The organism is Pseudomonas sp. PDM05, assembly GCF_014851685.1.
Classification (GTDB): Bacteria; Pseudomonadota; Gammaproteobacteria; order Pseudomonadales; family Pseudomonadaceae; genus Aquipseudomonas.
In genome coordinates, this window is the sequence record NZ_JACVAC010000002.1 from 336,444 (window position 1) to 354,509 (window position 18,066).

Sequence of the window (18,066 nt, forward strand, 5' to 3'; positions counted from 1 at the left end):
AATGCTATCGGGAGCCTGCCCCTCCCACACTTGAAATGCGTCCGCTCAAGTTTTACTTCATGCTGGTGAACGCCAACTTCACCCCAATGGCAATCAACACCGCCCCCATCGTCCGATCAAACCAGTGCCCCATCCGCGCAAACCCTGCACGCACGCGCTGTTGGCTAAACAGCATGGCCACCAGGCAGAACCACACCGCCGTGGCCACTGCCAGGTACAAGCCATAACCCGCCTGGATCGCCAACGGCGTGTGCGGGTTGATCACTACGGTGAACAGTGACAGGAAGAACAACGTCGCCTTGGGGTTCAGGCCATTGGTCACGAAGCCGGCAGTGAACGCCCCGCGCGCGGTGCGTTCGCCGACTTCAGCGTGCAATTCTCCCTCGGCCGCAGGCTTGGCCGGCTGTGCGCGCAGGGCTTTGAAGCCGATGTACAACAGGTAGGCCGCCGCCGCCCACTTCAGGGCGTTGAACAACACGATGGACTGGGACACGATCAAGCCAATGCCGAGTAGCGAGTAGCCCACGTGCAGGAAAATCGCCGAGCCGACGCCCAGCGCAGTCCAGGTCCCGGCGCGGCGGCCGTGGGTAACACTTTCCCGTACCACCACGGCGAAATCCGGGCCGGGGCTGGCCACTGCCAACAAGTGAATCAGTGCCACGGTCAAAAACTCGGCGACGTACATGCTCACTCCAATTCAAGTAACTGATTATTTCATCTGATAGGCTCGGGAGATTACGCCTTCGAACCCTGTCGCAAAAGGTACAGTTGATGACGAACAATCGCCGCGCCGTCTTCCTCGATCATCCCTCACTGGATTTGGGAGACCTCGACCTCAGCGAGCTGCGAAACAGCTTCAGCGAACTGCAGCTGTTCGAGCAGACCACGCCGCAGAACGTGATCGAACGCCTGCAAGGCGCCCAAGTGGCGATCAGTAACAAGATTGCGCTCAACACCGAAACCTTGGCCGCTTGCCCCGAGCTCAAGTTGATCCTGGTGTCGGCCACCGGCACCAACAACATCGACCTCGAAGCCGCCCGCGCCCATGGCATCACCGTGAGCAATTGCCAGGGCTACGGCACGCCGTCGGTGGCACAGCACACGATCATGCTGTTGCTCAACCTGGCGACGCGCTTGAACGATTACCAGCGGGATGTCAGCGCCGGCAAATGGCAGCAAGCCAAGCAGTTCTGCCTGCTGGATCACCCGATTGTCGAGCTGGAAGGCAAAACCCTCGGCCTGCTTGGCCACGGTGAATTGGGCAGCGCCGTCGCGCGCCTGGCCGAAGCGTTTGGCATGCGCGTGCTGCTCGGCGCGATTCCCGGGCGCCCTGCCCGCGCCGACCGCGTGCCGCTGGACGAATTGCTGATGCAGGTCGACGCCCTGACCTTGCACTGCCCGCTGAACGAACACACCCGCGACTTTATCGGCGCCCGCGAACTGGCGCTGCTCAAGCCCGGCGCCTTTATCGTCAACACTGCGCGCGGTGGCTTGATCAATGAACAGGCCCTGGCCGATGCGCTGCGCAATGGCCATCTGGGCGGCGCGGCGACCGATGTGCTGAGTGTAGAGCCGCCGGTCAACGGCAATCCGCTGCTGGCCGGCGACATCCCTCGACTGATCGTCACGCCCCACAATGCCTGGGGCAGTCGCGAAGCACGCCAGCGCATCGTCGGCCAACTGGCGGAAAACGCCCGGGGCTTTTTCAGCGGTGCCCCGCTGCGGGTTGTGAGTTGATAAACTGCGCCCCTTTTCAAGGAGCAGACCATGGATCCGCGCAGTGAAGTACTGCTTCGTCAGGCCGAACTTTTTCACGGCAACGTGCTGCTCGTCGGCTTGCCTGCCGATGATCTGCTGGGCCGCCTGCCCAACGCCCACGGCTGGTGCTGGCACGCCGGCGACCAGGCGGCGCTCGACGCACGTTTCCCCGAGCGCAGCCAGTTCGGCGTGAATGTGCCCGAGCGGGCATTTGATGCGGCGGTGATCTTCCTGCCCAAATCCAAGGATCTCACCGACTATCTGCTCAATGCCGTGGCCGCTCGTCTGCCCGCTGCGGAGCTGTTCCTGGTGGGGGAAAAAAAAGCCGGCGTCGAAAGCGCCGCCAAGCAGATGACCCCCTTTGGCAAACCACGCAAGCTGGATAACGCGCGGCACTGCCAGCTGTGGCAAGTCACCGTGACAAACGCACCGCAAGCGATCGAACTGGAAAGCCTGGCTCAGGTTTTCGAAGTGCCACTGGCTGAAGGGCCGCTGAAGGTCGTGAGTTTGCCGGGGGTATTCAGCCACGGTCGCCTGGATCGCGGTACGGAACTGCTGCTGGAGCATCTGGATAAACTGCCGAGCGGTCACCTCCTGGATTTCGGTTGTGGCGCGGGCGTGCTCGGTGCTGCGGTCAAGCGTCGCTACCCGCACAACGCGGTGACGATGCTTGATGTCGATGCGTTCGCTGCGGCCAGCAGTCGCTTGACCCTGGCTGCCAACGGTCTGGAAGCCGAGGTGCTGACGGGCGACGGAATCGACGCTGCGCCGATGGGTTTGAACACGATTCTGAGCAATCCGCCGTTTCATGTCGGTGTACACACCGATTACTTCGCCACGGAAAACCTGCTGCGAAAAGCGGCGAAACACCTGGCAAAAGGCGGCGAACTGCGCTTGGTCGCCAACAGTTTCCTGAAGTACCAACCACTGATCGAAGAGCATCTGGGCGTGTGCGCAATCAAGGCCGAAGGCAATGGCTTCCGCATCTATCGCGCCAAGCGCGGCTGACGGGCGTTTGAAAAAGAAGGCTTGCCGAATGGATTCTGCCTAGGCAGAATCCGCTCCGTCCTAGGGGAGTAGTCTCCCACGAGCGCCATGCTCGTCCGGCATACGTCAACATACTTGGTCAACAGGCCATGGCGTATGCGACCCAGGTGTCCGCACAGACGGACCAGGGTTTGACAAGACCTATGACACGCACACCTTACCCGGGGCGGGAAGGCTGTACGTGTCATAGCCGTGTCGACCCGCCCCTGGAAACCTACCTGATGCTGGATTCATTACTCGTTCCTACCGCAATCGTTGCCTTGGCCGAAATCGGCGACAAGACGCAACTGCTCGCGCTCATCCTTGCCGCACGCTTTCGCAAACCCTGGCCGATCATCGCCGGCATCGTCGCCGCGACCCTGGCCAACCATGCGGCCGCCGGTGCCGTGGGGGCGTGGTTTGGCAGCTTCTTCTCGGATGCGGTGCTGCACTGGATCCTCGCAGCGAGCTTCTGCGCCACCGCGCTGTGGACCCTGGTGCCGGACAAACTCGATGACGACGAAGCCAGCACCACCCGCAAGTTCGGGCCGTTCCTGACCACGCTGATCGCATTCTTCCTCGCTGAAATCGGTGACAAGACCCAGATCGCCACAGTGATGCTGGCGGCACAGTATCCCGAGTTGTGGCTGGTGATTATCGGTACGACGCTGGGCATGCTGATTGCCAACGTGCCGGTGGTTCTGGCGGGAAATTTTGCGGCGGAGAAGCTGCCGCTGACCTTGATTCGGCGATTGGCGGCTACGGCGTTTTTTGTACTGGCGGTGGTTGCGGTGTACAAGGCCATGCAGAGCAGCGGCTGGATCTAAGACTCCAACACCAGTCCAATGAGGGAGGGCTTCAGGCTTTCTGCGCAAACTCGTTCAGTTCATAACCTGCAACGGCGCGCTGTTTGCGCCCTGGCCGGTGGGTCAGGGCAGGATTCTCCACGGCGCGTCTTTGGGCAATACACACAGGGGTAAGCCAGTGCGCGAGCCTTTGCGGAATTATCTGAAGGAACAATTCAGATCTGGATACCACAAACGTGTCATGACCCTTTCTATGCAATGAGAGGTACCGATGGACACGTCATCTTCAGTTTCTTCGTCCAACGCCGCGCAACGAACAAAATCAAGCGAGGATGATAAAGAGCAAGCCGCCTATAACCGTGCGAGCGACCCTGCCTATCAAGCGGCGAACGCTGCGCCTTACATGGCGAATGTGCCATTTACGTACAACAACTCTGAACCATCCACATCGGAGCAGCGCTCGATCGGCGTCAGCTCGATTCCCCAGAGCGGCGCGGGAGGTATGCCCAGTCACTCTCGGCAAAGTGGCGGCGGCGGTTCCAGCTATCAGCCCGACCCCACCCCAGAACAAACGCCCTATCAGGGCCAAGGCCGCTCAGGATCTATTCAATACGGCAGCCCTCAATCATCGTCTGCGCCGACCCAGGTTGACCTGAGTAACGGATTCTATGACGGCAATGTTCGCATTGAATACAGCGCCGGGATTCCGCCGGGCGAAAAGAAACTCCACGAGACGCTGTCGATTGAAACCGGCCAGGGAAATGATTCGGTTTATGTTTCCGGGGGGCAAAATGGCGGAGTTGTTGCGCAGGTAAACGGGCAGTCTTACGAGATTCCTTTTTGGGCGAACACGCAGAATCAACAGACCATTGATGTCAATACTGGCGATGGGAACGATTCCGTCGTTATTGATCAAAGACTCCATCATAACGCCAACATCGACCTTGGAAGGGGCGATGATGCTGCGTACGCCGGATCTGGAAGGACCAAAATCTTCGGAGGGCCCGGGAACGACAACATCAATCTGGGAAGTGGCGAAGGCTACGCTGAAGGCGGTGATGGCAATGATTTCATCAATGGTGGCTCAGGACATGCAACGATTTACGGTGGGCCTGGCAGTGACGAAATACGTGCGGGTGGAGGGCCGAACACGAAAATCAACTACGTGGACGGGGGAGACGGCAGGGACGTAATTTATGGTGGGAAGGGTCATAACGTGTTGTTTGGAGGGCGCGGAGATGACTACATCTTCGCTGGTGACCGCAGCACTATTATTCCAGGCAAAGGTAACGACTGGGTGCAGACAAACTCCCAAAATGATCATGTCATTGGGGACGGAGCCGACGACCTTAGTTACGTCCACCCGTCGTCGTCCTTTGAGCACACAATACCTTCCCCTGATGCCGGCGCGCGCGGCATTAACATCAAGGGTAGCCCTTCGTTCACTCAGCGCGTAAATGATGACCTGGAGTCCCTGAGAAGCACTCGGGCCGGGCAGGAAACCCTGAAAATCATAGATTCGCTAAATGCACCTGTGACCCTGAAAGAAGGCGTATCAGGTAGTTTCTATTATTACGACGACCCGGGCGGGCGTCGCATGACCCCGCAGGAACAGGGTTTGGCGCGCACGCCTGGCGTAATAAAAAACGGTGTTGCAGGCATTCCGGCGCAAAACCCAGCGGTTGAGTATGACCGAACATTCATTGCTCCCGGGCACCAGCGGCCTCCACTGGTTATTCTTCAACATGAACTTTCCCATGCGGTCAACGGGGGGCAGGGCACGATTCTGCCGGGGTCAACGATAGTCTGGAATGGCCGTGATTTTAAATGGGAGTCGAATTATGAGCGCCAGGCGGTAGGACTCCCTGCATGGAGCATTTTTGACTTTGACCGCAATCCCCGAACGCCGCCCACCAACACCAATCCCTGGCCTTACAACGAAAACGCGCTCCTCAACGAGCTTGGGTTGCCGCTGCGGCAAATATACGGAGACTAGCTCATCAAGGCACCATACAAATGGCCTGGCGCAAAAGACGATGGCGCTTTTTCAGAGCCCCCCAATAGCAGTGTGTCAGTACCTTCTTCATTAACTGACACCTTGCTAACGGGGTGCCCCCCACAACATTTGGGGGGCTATAGGAACTGGGAGATCAGGATTTCTTGGCCTGCTGATACAACGGCATCACTTTTGGAATCGCCGCTTGCAACGAGGCGATTCGGCTGTCCGACGCCGGGTGAGTGCTCATGAACTCCGGTGGCGCACCTTCCGAAGCCTTGGCCATTTTGTTCCACAGCGTGATCGCCGCATTTGGGTTGTAACCGGCGCGAGCCGACAGCTCCAGGCCGATCAAGTCTGCCTCGTTTTCATTGGCTCGGCTGTTGGGCAAAGTCATGCCGTAGTTGGCCACGGTATCGGCCAATGCCAGGCTGTCCTGGCCCAGGCCGAACAACGCGCCTGCGCCCTGCTTCGCCATCTCGATGCCATACGCCTTGGACATGGCTTCGCGGCCGTGCTCGCGCAAGGCGTGGGCAATTTCATGACCCATCACCGCCGCCAGTTCGTCATCGGTCAACTTGAGGTTGTCGATCAAAGCGCTGTACACAAAGATCTTGCCGCCAGGCCCGCAGTTGGCGTTCATCTCGTCGCTCTTGATCAGGTTCACTTCCCACTTCCACTGCGCCGCATCGGGGCGGAAAGTCGGTGCCTGGGCGATCAAGCGGTTGGCGATGGCCTGCACGCGCTTGGCGTTGGTGCTGGTCTTGTCCAACTGGCCCTTGCTGCTGGCTTCACCCAAAGTCTGCTGGTAGGACTGGGCATACATCTGGTCGACTTCCTGACTCGACAGCATGCTGAACATGTATTGCTTGCGCTCAACCCCGACGGCGCCGCCGCTGGTGGTGTTGACCGACTGGCAACCAGCCAGCAACAGCGCCGCTGCCAGTACGTTTATTGCCAATGATTTCTTCATGAACACTCTCCCTGAAAACATGGCGCGTATCGTAGGCGGTCATTTGTATTGGCGCCAGATACAACAGACGTGTAGCCGGATAATTTCAGATACATCTCACATGCCGCTCAACCGGGCGTCAAACACTCCGGCCCGTTCAGCTTCGGATCATTGACCATATTGGCCAACACACGCTCACGCAACGCGCCAGGCTCGCTGGCCAGCAACGCCTGAAGCGTGTGCAAGGGCGTCTCTGGATTGAGCCACGCCTCCTGCCCTGCCGCATCCAGAATCAACGGCCGTCGCTGGCTTTGCGCGGCCTGGGTGACCACTGCCGTGCTCAGCCACACCTGCTCCTGCACAGGGTACGCTTCCCAGATCGCCGCAAAAAACAGCGTAGAGCCCTCCCCCGGCGTCAGCCAGTACGGGCGCTTGCGTTGGGTTCCGCGCCATTCGTAGAACCCATTGGCCGGCAGCAGGCAGCGGCGCTGGCGAAATGCCTCGCGAAACATCGGCTGTTCGGCAAGGGTCTCGGCGCGGGCGTGGGCGGGGGTACGCGAAAGGTCAGTCAGCCACGGCGGCGTCAACCCCCAACGGGCACGGGCCAGGGTGCGCTGGCCGGCGTCGGCGCGCTGGATCAGCACCGAGTCATTCGGAGAAATGTTCCACTGGGCCTGCTGATCGGCCGGAAAGCCCGGCAAGGCAGCAAAGGAGGGATTCCAGCGAAACAGGGCATAACGTCCACACATGGGGCAACACGACTCTTGGGTAAACCGACCGACAGCCTAACAGACCAACACGTCGGGGAAGCTGTCGGGTTCATCGCCCGCCACGGGCTGCGCACCGATATAGGCGGTGATCAGCGCACGGGCATTGGCGGCCTGGTCGTTATCCACTTCCAGGCCCAGCAGGCCGAAGATCGGCAGCTCGCCCGTGCCGCCGAGCAAATGCCGACCGACCAGATGCGCCTCGATGCCCTCGCTGGCGAGCATCTGTTGCAACAACTCGCCTTCCATCAGGTTTTCCGGCTCGTAGATTCGCTGCATGGACCCACCTGTTATTCGTTTTCACCGCGCACGTTCAGCATCCATTCGCCGCCGTGCACTTGCAGGTCAAAAATGATCGGCCGGCAGCACACCGGGCAGTCTTCTATATATTCCTGATCGCCCCCGGACAGGTCCAGCAGTGCCGTGACCAGCTCCCCACAATAAGGACATTCGTACGACTCTTCTTCCATCGCGGCCTCCAAGGTGACTTGTGCGTATAATCGCCGGTCTATTTACAGGGTTATTTTCGGCCGGGCCCATTACCCGGACCGTACCCTGGTATTTCCTCTACTTACCCTAGCCGTTTCTAACAAGAGAGCATGATGGGCCAATTCGATACCATCCGACCTTACAACGACAGCGAAGTCCCGGCAGTGCTGGACCGGCTGTTCAGTGACAAGGCCTTTCTGGACATCCTGACCCACTTCCGTTTCCCGCGCTTTGCCGGCGCCCTGGGCTGGCTGCTCAAGCCGATGATCGCCCGCAAGCTGCGCCGTGAATTTGCCGGCGTCACCACCGTGGCCACGCTGCAAGACAAAGTCGAGTACTACGTCGACCATACCATCGACCGCGCGACCGACGGCGTGACCTACACCGGCGTCGAGCAGCTCAAGTCCGGCACCGCCTACCTGTTCCTCGCCAACCATCGCGACATCGTGATGGACCCGGCCTTCGTCAACTACGCCGTATACCACGCCGGCCTGCCGACGCCACGTATCGCCATCGGCGACAACCTGCTGCAAAAGCCGTTTGTCAGCGACCTGATGCGCCTGAACAAGAGCTTTATCGTGCACCGCTCGATCAGTGGGCGAAAGGAGAAGATGGCGGCGTTCAACCTGCTGTCGGCCTACATCAACCATTCGATCCGCAATGACGGCGAGTCGATCTGGATCGCCCAGGCCGAGGGCCGTGCCAAGGACGGGGATGATCGCACCGAGTCGGCGATCCTCAAGATGTTCCATGTCAGCCGCAAGGATGAGCCGTTTGCCGAGGTGATCCAGTCGCTGAACCTGACGCCGGTGTCCATCAGCTACGAATACGACCCGTGCGATTCAGCCAAGGCCCGCGAGCTGTACATCCGCGCCACCACCGGCACCTACAGCAAGGCACCGGGCGAAGATGACGTGAGCATTGCCCTGGGCATCACCGGCTACAAGGGCCGGGTGCACGTGAACTTCGCGCCGCCGATCACCGAGCGGTTCGAAGACACCAAGGTGCTGGCCATGGAAATGGACCGGCAGATTCTCGGCGGTTATCGGTTGTTCCCGGTGCACTACCTGGCGTACGCGCAGTGGAGCGAGGCTGATCCGCAGTTGCAGGTGCCGACGGCCGCCGAGGTATTCCCGGCCGATGAGCTGGCGAAGGCGAAGGCCGAGTGGGAGCGACGCTTGCACGAATGCCCGGCTGAACATCGGCCGTTCCTGGTGGTGCAGTACGCCACGCCGGTGCGCAACCAGTACCGGGTCAAGGCTGGCATCCCGCTCTAGACGAAAATGTGGGAGCGGGCTTGTGTGGGAGCGGGCTTGCTCGCGAAAGCGAAGTGTCAGTCACTAGATTTGTTACTGACCCACCGCATTCGCGAGCAAGCCCGCTCCCACATTTGTTTTGTAGTGTGTTTTAGAGGTGGGTGCTGAGCCAGGAAATAGCCAGCGCCACGCCCAGGCAGGCGAACCCTATGCGGTAAGCCACTCGATGCGCCCGTTCGGTGCGTACATCCAAAAACAACATCGGCTGGTCGATAGCGCGATCTTCGCCTTGTGCGGTCAGGTCGGCCATGGCGCGTTGCTCGCGCAGGCGGGTAATGGCCAGCAGCGCCGAACCCGGGAGCGCCACCGCCAAGGCAACAACATTGATCAATAGAGCGGGCAGCGCCATCGCAAACCTCGGGAAAACAGTGCCTGGGTATCAGTTCGGATACCTATCCGGACGCAGTGGCATCTTGCGCCACTCATGTTTCATTCCCAGCATGGACGGCTAATGTAGCCAGTAATTTACAGCGTCACCTGAACGTCACCTTAACAAGCCACTCTGTTGCCCTTCGAACGTTCGGGAGCTTGTCATGCTGCACGCAAACAACCAGGATCGGCTGTATCTGATCACCCAAAGCGATGAACAAGAGGCGCTGATCGGCGGCCTGGCATTCAACGTTCAGGATCGTCATTGGCTGGTGTATTGCGCCCTCGGCGGGCACCAGCATGCGGACTTGCCGGAAGCGGACTTGTTGACCGGCGTGAGCCTGCTGGACTTCTGTATCGACACCGCCGCGTGAAACTCAAGGCGTAAAAAAACCGGGCCCATCACTGGGCCCGGTTTTTTGGATCGGTTATTGCGAACTGAGCAACGAACCGATGCTTGGGTCCTTGAACAGGCGGGTCAAGGCATCGCTCAACACGTCGCTGACCAGCTTGGTGTTGGTTTCCTGGTTCGGCGACATACCGAAACGCTGGTTCAACGATGCGCCGTAGCGGCCGCTGTAGCGACGGGTGCCGGCGGTGACGTCGGACTTGAACGTCGCGCCGATGGAGGCTTCGGTCACGTACAGGCCTTCCTTGGGCGACTGATATTTCAGCTCGGCCAGGGTGATGGTCAGTTGCGGGGCGCCCGGCGCGTTGGGGCTCGGCGTGAAGCCTAGCAGGCGCACGGCCGCTTCAGCCTGGGCTTGCAGCTTGGGCAGCACGTCCTGGCCGGTGACCGAAATCAGCGCAGTCTCCGGGTACAAGCCACCGCGGGACCCCAGGGTTGGCGACGGACGGCCGTCCACCACACGCACCGACACCGGCTGGCCGTGGCCCACTGGCGCCAGCTGCGTGGTGAGCTTCGGTTGCGGGCTGAGTTGTTGCGGGCTGTTGGCGCAGCCAACCAGGGTCAAGCTGGTCACAGTGATCAAACCGAACAACAGGCGTTGCAACATGCGCTTCTCTCCAGAAATCAAGTACCGACAGGCCGGCAGTATAGCGGTGCGCCACTGCCCGGAACTAGCATCAGTTACAACCTGAGACCCGCAAGGGCGGCGGCGGTTCGCTGTCACCGATATGTCACAGCCGATACATCCGCTCGTCATCCCCCGCAGGCAAGCTTGGCCTCAATCCCAGGAGGTTGATCACCATGAATTTTCTCTGGTCATTGTTCGTGCGCAAGCCCGCCCTTCGCCAGTTTGCCCTGCTCGATGCACAAGGCCGCTGCCAGGCATTCAAGGAGTGCGACCAGCCGCCGGTGGGCAATGGCTGGGTGGAAATCGACGAGATCCGCCTGAGCTGGATGCACCGCCCGCTGCCAGCCCGGGCCCGCGTCAGCCCGCGTGCGGCGCAGTCGCCCCGGCACCAGCCGTTGGCCGCCTGACCGAACACCTAATAAAAGTCATAAAACACGCCCATTTCCTTGGCGTTCTTCGCTACAATCTCCCCCCGATTATAAGGACGTCTCCTGATCGGGCCCCGCAACATCGTTAATGCCTCGGTATTAACCCCCCAATCGCCCACAGAGAGCCGCCCACACAGATCGAATAGAGCTGGCGTGCTTGCTGCTTTCGTTGCAAACCACCCCCTCTTTATATCGAATCTGCCAGAGCTGCCATTGCGCTCGGCCACTTGAGTTGTTTGCCCGTTTTTGCCGCCTGTCGGCAAGCAATCCGGGCCAGGTGCCAGGCTGAGGCAGCCCTTTTTTGAGGTTCACGTCTTCAAAAGAGCGTGAAAAAAACGGGTTTTCACAACTTCACAAGAGTGTGGCGAGCAAATGAATAGTTTGGCGTGTGTACAAGCACTATCAGCGTCTTTAACAGCCCAACCACACAGGACCGAGCCCTCCTCAAAAACCGGAGCTTGAGCCTGTCCGCTACGGATTGGTTGCACGAATCACACGCTTTGACCATAAGTCGAATTGCCACAGGCGGCCATGAATGCGTTCATAGGCGGATTGGCCCGGCAGGAAGCGTGTGCTGAAGTTGCAAAGAATTGCGAAACGGACATGGCGATCCTGGCCATGAGTATCCTGGGGCAACACGTGAACCGCCCCGTCACTCCTGGCAGCCATGCCGTCAATTTGGTGCTGCAGATTTTGGAGACGCGTTAAATGGCGCATAACGAAGCAGTCGACGTAGTACTGGTAGGGGCCGGCATCATGAGTGCCACCCTGGCCGTACTGCTTAAAGAGCTCGACCCCGGCCTCAAGCTGGAAGTCGTTGAGCTGATGGATTCGGGTGCCGCGGAAAGTTCCAACCCGTGGAACAACGCCGGCACCGGTCACGCCGGGCTGTGTGAGCTGAACTACACGCCGCAGGCCGCCGATGGCTCCATCGACATCAAGAAAGCCGTGCACATCAACACCCAGTTCGAGGTGTCGAAGCAGTTCTGGGCGTACCTGACCAAAAAGGGCACCTTTGGCTCGTCCAAGTCCTTTATCAGCCCGGTGCCACACCTGAGCTTCGTACAGGGCGAAAAAGGCGTGGAGTTCCTCAAGAAGCGCTTTGACTCCCTCAGCCGCCATCACGCATTTTCGGACATGCACTACACCGAAGACCGCGCCGAGATGGCCGAGTGGATGCCGCTGATGATGCCGGGCCGCCCGCTCGACGAAAAAATCGCCGCCACCCGCGTACTCAACGGCACCGACGTCAACTTCGGCGCCCTGACCAACCAGCTGCTGGGTCACCTGACCAGCTCGCCGGATGCCCAGGTCAAGTACTGCAAGCGCGTCACCGGCCTCAAGCGCAATGGCGCTGGCTGGACCGTGAGCATCAAGGACGTCAACAGCGGCAACAGCCGTGAAGTCGACGCCAAGTTCGTCTTCCTCGGCGCCGGTGGCGCGGCCCTGCCGCTGCTGCAAGCCTCGGGGATCGAAGAAAGCAAAGGCTTTGGCGGTTTCCCGGTCAGCGGCCAGTGGCTGCGTTGCGACAACCCGGAAGTGGTCAAGCACCACCAGGCCAAGGTCTACAGCCAGGCTGCCGTGGGTTCGCCGCCGATGTCCGTGCCACACCTGGACACCCGTGTGGTCGATGGCAAGAAGTCCCTGCTGTTCGGGCCCTACGCCGGCTTCACCACCAAGTTCCTCAAGCACGGTTCGTTCCTCGACCTGCCACTGTCGATCCGCGCCGGCAACATCGGCCCGATGCTGGCCGTGGCCCGCGACAACATGGACCTGACCAAGTACCTGGTCAGCGAAGTGCGCCAGTCCATGGAACAGCGCCTGGAATCCCTGCGTCGCTTCTACCCTGAAGCGAAAGCCGAAGACTGGCGCCTGGAAGTGGCCGGCCAACGGGTACAGATCATCAAGAAAGACCCGAAGAAAGGCGGCGTGCTGCAATTCGGCACCGAGCTGGTCGCGGCCAAGGACGGCTCGCTGGCCGCACTGCTGGGCGCATCCCCGGGTGCTTCGGTGACCGTTTCGATCATGCTGGAACTGATCGAAAAATGCTTCCCCGGCAAAGCTGCCGGTGAATGGGCTGCCAAGCTTCAGGAAATATTCCCCGCGCGGGAAAAAGTCCTGGAGACCGATGCCGAGCTGTATCGCAAGATCAACACGCAGAACAACATCAGCCTGGAGCTGGTGGAGCCTGCCGCCGAGACCGAGAGCTACGCTTGAGGCCTTGAAGCCATAAAAAACGCCCCGCCCTCTGCATGAGGACGGGGCGTTTTTGTATGTCTCGGAAAATCAGCCGCGGGCTTTTTCGATCAGTTCGATGTACTCATCGGCGTTGCGCTGATCCTTGACCAGGTCGACAAAGGTCTGGCCATGTTCGTCCTTGCCATCGAGGTCCAGGCCGGCTTCCTTGAAGAAACCCAGGAAACGCTCGAAGTCGTCGATGCGCAGGCCACGGTAAGCCTTGATCAGTTTGTGCAGGGACGGGGAAGTCGCGTCGACTGGCTCGAAGTCCAGGAACAACTTGATCTGATCATCACCGATCTCGTCACCAATCACCTGTTTCTTATCTTTACGCATTACCGACTCCAGCCTGCAGACATTTACACGGGACTGGAAGTCTACCTGCGAGACGCCGCCTTCGAAAGCGCTGGAGGTCCAATGTGGGAGCGGGCTTGCTCGCGAAAGCGGTATATCAGTTGAAGCATTTATCGACTGACCCACCGCTTTCGCGAGCAAGCCCGCTCCCACATTTGGATCCTCAGTGTTCTGGCTATTTGGTACGAACGGCACCGGTGTGTAAGTCCGCCCAGATGTGGCCGTTGGCGTAACTGAGGAATTGCACATACAAGGTGTCATTACGCAGCAGGTCGACGATCACGCGGTATTGGGCCACCGGATACGACAAGGTCAACGTCTTGCTCTTGTCGTCATACGCAGGTTTTTTCAGGCTTTTGCTTTCAGCGTCGAAATTGAGCACCACCTGATTGATGGTCGCGCCTTTGTTCAGGGACTTGCCCTTGAGGCGGATCATCAGCGGCGAAGTCACCGGGATCGGTTGCTGAGTGGACTGACGCTGGTTACCCACCACCACCGCGTACTCGGTGACTTGCAGCAACTGCTGCTGGTCGGGAGTTCCGGCACGCAGGCTCAGGTCGTCCGGCGGCAGGAATTGGCTATGCATCGGTGCAGGGGCGGCAGCCAGGGGCAGGCTGAGGGTCAGCGCCAGGACGGCGCAGGTGCGAATCAACAGGCTCATGGAAAGCTCCAGACGCAGGGCCAGGCACTCTAGCATGCCGGCCCTGCACCTGATGCAGCGCGTTTACATGCCTTTGACGGCATAGATGCCATTGGCATTGCGCCAGTAGCCCTTGTAGTCCATGCCGTAACCGAAGATGTAGCGGTCAACGCATGGCAGGCCGACGAAATCGGCTTTCAGTTCTGGGCGGGCCTTGCGGTCGTGATCTTTGTCGATCAGCACGGCGGTATGCACTTTGCGCGCGCCTGCGTGTTTGCAGAAGTCGATGATCGCGCCCAGGGTGTGACCTTCGTCGAGGATGTCGTCGATGATCAGCACGTCACGGTCGATGAACGAGACTTCCGGCTTGGCTTTCCAGAACAGATCGCCGCCGCTGGTTTCATTGCGATAACGGGTGGCGTGCAGGTAGGACGCTTCCAGCGGGAATTGCAGGTGGGTGAGCAATTTGCCGGCAAAGATCAGGCCGCCGTTCATCACACAGAAAACCACCGGGTTGGTGTCGGCCATTTCGCGGCTGATGTGCGCGCCGACCTTGGCGATCGCCTCTTCGACTTGCGCTTCGGTGTACAGGCAGTCAGCCTCGCGCATGATTTGACGGATATGCTCGAGATCAGCGGACATGGCGCTCTCCAAGGGGGTGCTGTGGCAAGAAAAGCGGGCGAAGGTACGCTTCTCGTGCGCTCCGATCAAGCGCTAATGGACTAACGTACTAGATGTCTATAGGACAACACCCTCGGATAGATTAATCTAGGCCGGTTTTTTTGCCCGCCGCCGGAGCCTTTCCCATGCCCACTCGCGAGATCCGCCACCCGCTGATCCGACACAAACTCGGCCTTATGCGCCGCGCCGACATTAGCACGAAGAATTTCCGTGAGCTTGCTCAGGAAGTCGGAGCGCTGCTCACTTACGAAGCCACCAAGGATTTGCCCCTGGAGAGCTACGAGATTCCTGGTTGGGCCGGTCCTGTCCAGGTCGAGAAAATCGCCGGTAAAAAAATCACCGTCGTCCCGATCCTGCGCGCCGGTATCGGCATGCTCGAAGGTGTGCTCAGCCTGATCCCGGGCGCCAAGGTCAGCGCCGTGGGCGTCGCCCGCAATGAAGAAACGCTGGAGGCGCACACCTACCTGGAAAAACTCGTCCCGGAAATCGACGAGCGCCTGGCGATGATCATCGACCCGATGCTCGCCACCGGCAGCTCCATGGTCGCCACCATCGACCTGCTGAAAAAAGCCGGCTGCAAAGACATCCGCGCCATGGTGCTGGTCGCCGCGCCGGAAGGTATCGCCGCGGTCGAGAAGGCCCACCCGGACGTGCAGATCTACACCGCGTCCATCGACGAGCGCCTGAACGAACACGGCTACATCATCCCGGGCCTGGGCGACGCCGGCGACAAGATCTTCGGCACCAAGCAGAAGGACGCGTGAGCATGCAGGATGAATTCAACGACCCGCTTTGGCGCCAGATCCTGTCTGGCGCACAAATGCTCTTCGTGGCATTTGGCGCGCTGGTGTTGATGCCGCTGATCACAGGTCTTGATCCAAACGTTGCACTGTTTACCGCAGGCCTGGGCACCTTGTTGTTCCAGGTGGTCACAGGGCGGCAGGTGCCGGTCTTCCTGGCGTCTAGCTTTGCGTTTATCACACCGATCATTCTCGCCAAGGGCCAGTTCGGCCTCGCAGCGACCATGGGCGGCGTGATGGCGGCCGGTTTCGTCTACACCTTCCTTGGCCTGGCCGTGAAGATCAAGGGCACCGGGTTTATTGACCGTCTGCTGCCTCCAGTCGTGATCGGGCCGGTGATTATCTCCATCGGCCTGGCTATGGCGCCGATTGCGGCGAACATGGCGATGGGTAAATCCGGCGATGGCGCCGAGTTGATCCACTACCAGACGGCGATGATGATCTCGATGCCGGCGCTGCTGACCACGCTGATCGTGGCGGTGTTCGGCAAAGGCATCTTCCGCCTGGTGCCGATCATTTCCGGCGTGCTGGTGGGCTTTGCCATGTCGTTCTACTTTGGCGTGGTCGACACGGCGAAGATCGCCGCGGCCCCCTGGTTCGCCCTGCCCCACTTCACCGCACCGGAGTTCAACTGGCAGGCGATCCTGTTCATCGTCCCGGTGGCCCTGGCCCCGGCGATCGAGCATATCGGCGGCGTGATTGCGGTGGGCAGCGTGACCGGTCGCGACTACCTGAAGAAGCCCGGTCTGCATCGCACCCTGCTGGGTGACGGCATCGCCACCACCGCCGCCGGCCTGTTTGGCGGCCCACCGAACACCACCTACGCCGAAGTGACTGGCGCGGTGATGCTGACCAAGAACTACAACCCGAAAATCATGACCTGGGCGGCGGTGTTTGCCATCAGCCTGGCGTTTATCGGCAAGTTCGGCGCACTGCTGCAAAGCATCCCGGTGCCGGTAATGGGCGGGATTCTGTGCCTGCTGTTCGGTTCGATTGCAGCGGTGGGGATGAACACGTTGATCCGCCACAAGATCGACCTGGGCGAAGCGCGCAACCTGGTGATCGTCTCGGTGACGTTGGTGTTCGGGATTGGCGGTGTGCTGGTCGGCACCGGCACCGGCCCGGACGATTTCGGCCTGAAGGGCATCGCCCTGTGTGCGGTGGTAGCGATTGGCTTGAACCTGCTGCTACCGGGCAATGATGGCTGGAAGAACAAGAAGCCGGATGAGCCATTGCTTTAACCGTGCGGTGTCGCTGATGACCTCATCGTGGGCAAGCCCGCTACCACAGGGAACTGCATTCCAATGTGGGAGCGGGCTTGCCCGCGATGGGGCCCGTCAAGCCAACCGAGAATTAAAGCTCGCCTAGCCCATCGATCAACGCCTGGTTCTGCTCCGGCGTACCGATGCTGATCCGCAGGAACTGGGCAATCCGCTCCTGCTTGAAGTGCCGCACGATCACACCCTGCTCACGCAACTTGGCCGCCAGGCCGGCAGCGTCGTGCTTGGGGTGACGGGCAAAGATGAAGTTGGCCGCCGACGGCAATACTTCAAAGCCTTTACCTTCCAGCTGCGCGACGACGGTGTTGCGGCTGTCGATCACCAACTGGCAGGTTTTCTCGAAGTACTCACGGTCTTCAAACGCCGCCGCTGCGCCGACAATCGCCAGGCGATCCAGGGGATACGAGTTGAAGCTGTTCTTGACCCGCTCCAGCGCCTCGATCAGGTCCGGGTGGCCCACGGCCAGGCCCACGCGCAAACCGGCCAGTGAGCGCGATTTGGACAGGGTCTGGGTCACCAGCAGGTTCGGATAGCGATCCACCAGGCTGATGGCGCTTTCACCGCCGAAGTCGATGTAGGCCTCGTCAACCACCACCACCGAATCCGGGCTGGCCTTGACGATCTGCTCCACCGCATCCAGCGCGAGCACGCAGCCCGTCGGCGCGTTGGGGTTGGGGAAGATAATCCCGCCGTTGGGCCTGGCGTAGTCCGCCACACGGATCTGGAACTGCTCGTCCAGCGGCACCGGTTCGAACGTGATGCCATACAGGCCGCAGTAAACCGGATAGAAGCTGTAGCTGATGTCCGGGAACAGCAGCGGCAAGTCGTGTTGGAACAGGCCGTGGAAGATGTGCGCGAGGACTTCATCGGAACCGTTGCCGAGAAATACCTTGCCGGCATCCACGCCGTAGTACTTGGCCACCGCCTGCTTGAGCAGGTCGCTGTTGGGGTCCGGGTACAGGCGCAGGTTGTCGTTCAACTCGGCCTGCATTGCCGCCAACGCCTTGGGCGATGGCCCGTAGGGGTTTTCGTTGGTGTTGAGCTTGACCAGTTTGGTCAGCTTCGGTTGTTCACCCGGCACGTAAGGCACGAGGTCCTTGACGAAGGGGCTCCAGAATTTGCTCATGCC

At 60.1% G+C, this 18,066-nt stretch carries 22 protein-coding genes and 1 riboswitch; of the genes, 11 read left to right on the forward strand and 11 right to left on the reverse strand.

Annotated features, from left to right (window positions below; genetic code table 11):
- Positions 1-52: 52 nt before the first annotated feature.
- Positions 53-685, reverse strand: coding sequence for a LysE family translocator (locus IB241_RS06355; protein WP_192297644.1), 633 nt, complete (start codon positions 683-685; stop codon positions 53-55).
- 86 nt (positions 686-771) lie between these two features.
- On the opposite strand from IB241_RS06355, the gene IB241_RS06360 reads away from it, so the two are divergent.
- The 4 genes from IB241_RS06360 (at position 772) to IB241_RS06375 (ending at position 5,586) form a co-directional block, all read left to right on the forward strand.
- Positions 772-1,737 (forward strand): 2-hydroxyacid dehydrogenase, encoded by a 966-nt coding sequence (locus IB241_RS06360; RefSeq protein ID WP_192297646.1) that lies wholly within the window; start codon positions 772-774, stop codon positions 1,735-1,737.
- Between the two features lie 30 nt (positions 1,738-1,767).
- Positions 1,768-2,766, forward strand: a complete 999-nt coding sequence (locus tag IB241_RS06365) for a class I SAM-dependent methyltransferase (protein WP_192297648.1) — start codon at positions 1,768-1,770, stop codon at positions 2,764-2,766.
- Between the two features lie 51 nt (positions 2,767-2,817).
- Positions 2,818-2,937, forward strand: a riboswitch (yybP-ykoY riboswitch).
- 89 nt (positions 2,938-3,026) lie between these two features.
- Positions 3,027-3,611 (forward strand): TMEM165/GDT1 family protein, encoded by a 585-nt coding sequence (locus IB241_RS06370; protein ID WP_016974259.1) that lies wholly within the window; start codon positions 3,027-3,029, stop codon positions 3,609-3,611.
- Between the two features lie 250 nt (positions 3,612-3,861).
- Positions 3,862-5,586 (forward strand): M91 family zinc metallopeptidase, encoded by a 1,725-nt coding sequence (locus IB241_RS06375; RefSeq protein WP_192297649.1) that lies wholly within the window; start codon positions 3,862-3,864, stop codon positions 5,584-5,586.
- A 154-nt stretch (positions 5,587-5,740) separates the two neighbouring features.
- Here the strand turns inward: IB241_RS06375 and IB241_RS06380 are convergent, their stop codons facing one another.
- The 4 genes from IB241_RS06380 to IB241_RS06395 all read right to left on the reverse strand — a co-directional run bounded on the left by IB241_RS06380 (position 5,741) and on the right by IB241_RS06395 (position 7,775).
- On the reverse strand, positions 5,741-6,559 hold the full coding sequence (locus tag IB241_RS06380) for a M48 family metallopeptidase (protein WP_192297650.1): 819 nt from the start codon (positions 6,557-6,559) through the stop codon (positions 5,741-5,743).
- A gap of 107 nt (positions 6,560-6,666) precedes the next feature.
- Positions 6,667-7,287 (reverse strand): SOS response-associated peptidase, encoded by a 621-nt coding sequence (locus IB241_RS06385; RefSeq protein ID WP_192297651.1) that lies wholly within the window; start codon positions 7,285-7,287, stop codon positions 6,667-6,669.
- Between the two features lie 36 nt (positions 7,288-7,323).
- Positions 7,324-7,584 (reverse strand): putative signal transducing protein, encoded by a 261-nt coding sequence (locus IB241_RS06390; RefSeq protein ID WP_192297652.1) that lies wholly within the window; start codon positions 7,582-7,584, stop codon positions 7,324-7,326.
- 11 nt (positions 7,585-7,595) lie between these two features.
- The gene (locus tag IB241_RS06395; RefSeq protein WP_192297653.1) at positions 7,596-7,775 is read right to left on the reverse strand and encodes a CPXCG motif-containing cysteine-rich protein; all 180 of its coding nucleotides are present in this window, start codon (positions 7,773-7,775) and stop codon (positions 7,596-7,598) included.
- Between the two features lie 132 nt (positions 7,776-7,907).
- On the opposite strand from IB241_RS06395, the gene IB241_RS06400 reads away from it, so the two are divergent.
- Positions 7,908-9,071, forward strand: a complete 1,164-nt coding sequence (locus IB241_RS06400) for a 1-acyl-sn-glycerol-3-phosphate acyltransferase (protein ID WP_192297654.1) — start codon at positions 7,908-7,910, stop codon at positions 9,069-9,071.
- A 130-nt stretch (positions 9,072-9,201) separates the two neighbouring features.
- Here IB241_RS06400 and IB241_RS06405 read toward each other — a convergent pair whose 3' ends face one another.
- Entirely contained in the window at positions 9,202-9,459 is a 258-nt protein-coding gene (locus IB241_RS06405) for a hypothetical protein (RefSeq protein ID WP_192297655.1), read from the reverse strand.
- Between the two features lie 184 nt (positions 9,460-9,643).
- Here IB241_RS06405 and IB241_RS06410 point away from each other — a divergent pair, with 184 nt between their 5' ends.
- A complete protein-coding gene (locus IB241_RS06410; RefSeq protein WP_192297656.1) occupies positions 9,644-9,853 on the forward strand; it encodes a hypothetical protein in 210 nt (69 codons plus the stop codon).
- Between the two features lie 54 nt (positions 9,854-9,907).
- Here IB241_RS06410 and IB241_RS06415 read toward each other — a convergent pair whose 3' ends face one another.
- Entirely contained in the window at positions 9,908-10,495 is a 588-nt protein-coding gene (locus IB241_RS06415; RefSeq protein ID WP_192297657.1) for a YajG family lipoprotein, read from the reverse strand.
- Positions 10,496-10,689: 194 nt separating this feature from the next.
- On the opposite strand from IB241_RS06415, the gene IB241_RS06420 reads away from it, so the two are divergent.
- The 3 genes from IB241_RS06420 to mqo all read left to right on the forward strand — a co-directional run bounded on the left by IB241_RS06420 (position 10,690) and on the right by mqo (position 13,161).
- Positions 10,690-10,923, forward strand: a complete 234-nt coding sequence (locus IB241_RS06420) for a hypothetical protein (protein WP_192297658.1) — start codon at positions 10,690-10,692, stop codon at positions 10,921-10,923.
- Positions 10,924-11,475: 552 nt separating this feature from the next.
- Entirely contained in the window at positions 11,476-11,652 is a 177-nt protein-coding gene (locus IB241_RS06425; protein ID WP_192297847.1) for a hypothetical protein, read from the forward strand.
- Positions 11,653-13,161 carry a malate dehydrogenase (quinone) gene (gene mqo, locus IB241_RS06430; RefSeq protein WP_192297659.1) on the forward strand — a complete coding sequence of 503 codons (1,509 nt, stop codon included), beginning with the start codon at positions 11,653-11,655 and terminating at the stop codon, positions 13,159-13,161. It begins immediately after the preceding gene.
- 69 nt (positions 13,162-13,230) lie between these two features.
- Here mqo and IB241_RS06435 read toward each other — a convergent pair whose 3' ends face one another.
- From IB241_RS06435 to IB241_RS06445, 3 genes are all read right to left on the reverse strand, one after another.
- A complete protein-coding gene (locus IB241_RS06435) occupies positions 13,231-13,518 on the reverse strand; it encodes a PA4642 family protein (RefSeq protein WP_192297660.1) in 288 nt (95 codons plus the stop codon).
- A 193-nt stretch (positions 13,519-13,711) separates the two neighbouring features.
- Positions 13,712-14,197, reverse strand: a complete 486-nt coding sequence (locus IB241_RS06440; protein WP_192297661.1) for a hypothetical protein — start codon at positions 14,195-14,197, stop codon at positions 13,712-13,714.
- A gap of 63 nt (positions 14,198-14,260) precedes the next feature.
- Positions 14,261-14,818, reverse strand: a complete 558-nt coding sequence (locus IB241_RS06445; protein WP_017738742.1) for a hypoxanthine-guanine phosphoribosyltransferase — start codon at positions 14,816-14,818, stop codon at positions 14,261-14,263.
- Between the two features lie 164 nt (positions 14,819-14,982).
- Here IB241_RS06445 and upp point away from each other — a divergent pair, with 164 nt between their 5' ends.
- Both upp and IB241_RS06455 read left to right on the forward strand, forming a co-directional pair.
- Positions 14,983-15,621: a uracil phosphoribosyltransferase gene (gene upp, locus IB241_RS06450; protein WP_192297662.1), complete on the forward strand. Its 639-nt coding sequence runs from the start codon at positions 14,983-14,985 to the stop codon at positions 15,619-15,621.
- Between the two features lie 2 nt (positions 15,622-15,623).
- Positions 15,624-16,898, forward strand: a complete 1,275-nt coding sequence (locus tag IB241_RS06455) for a uracil-xanthine permease family protein (protein ID WP_192297663.1) — start codon at positions 15,624-15,626, stop codon at positions 16,896-16,898.
- A 112-nt stretch (positions 16,899-17,010) separates the two neighbouring features.
- Here the strand turns inward: IB241_RS06455 and hisC are convergent, their stop codons facing one another.
- On the reverse strand, positions 17,011-18,063 hold the full coding sequence (gene hisC, locus IB241_RS06460) for a histidinol-phosphate transaminase (protein WP_192297664.1): 1,053 nt from the start codon (positions 18,061-18,063) through the stop codon (positions 17,011-17,013).
- Positions 18,064-18,066: the final 3 nt, after the last annotated feature.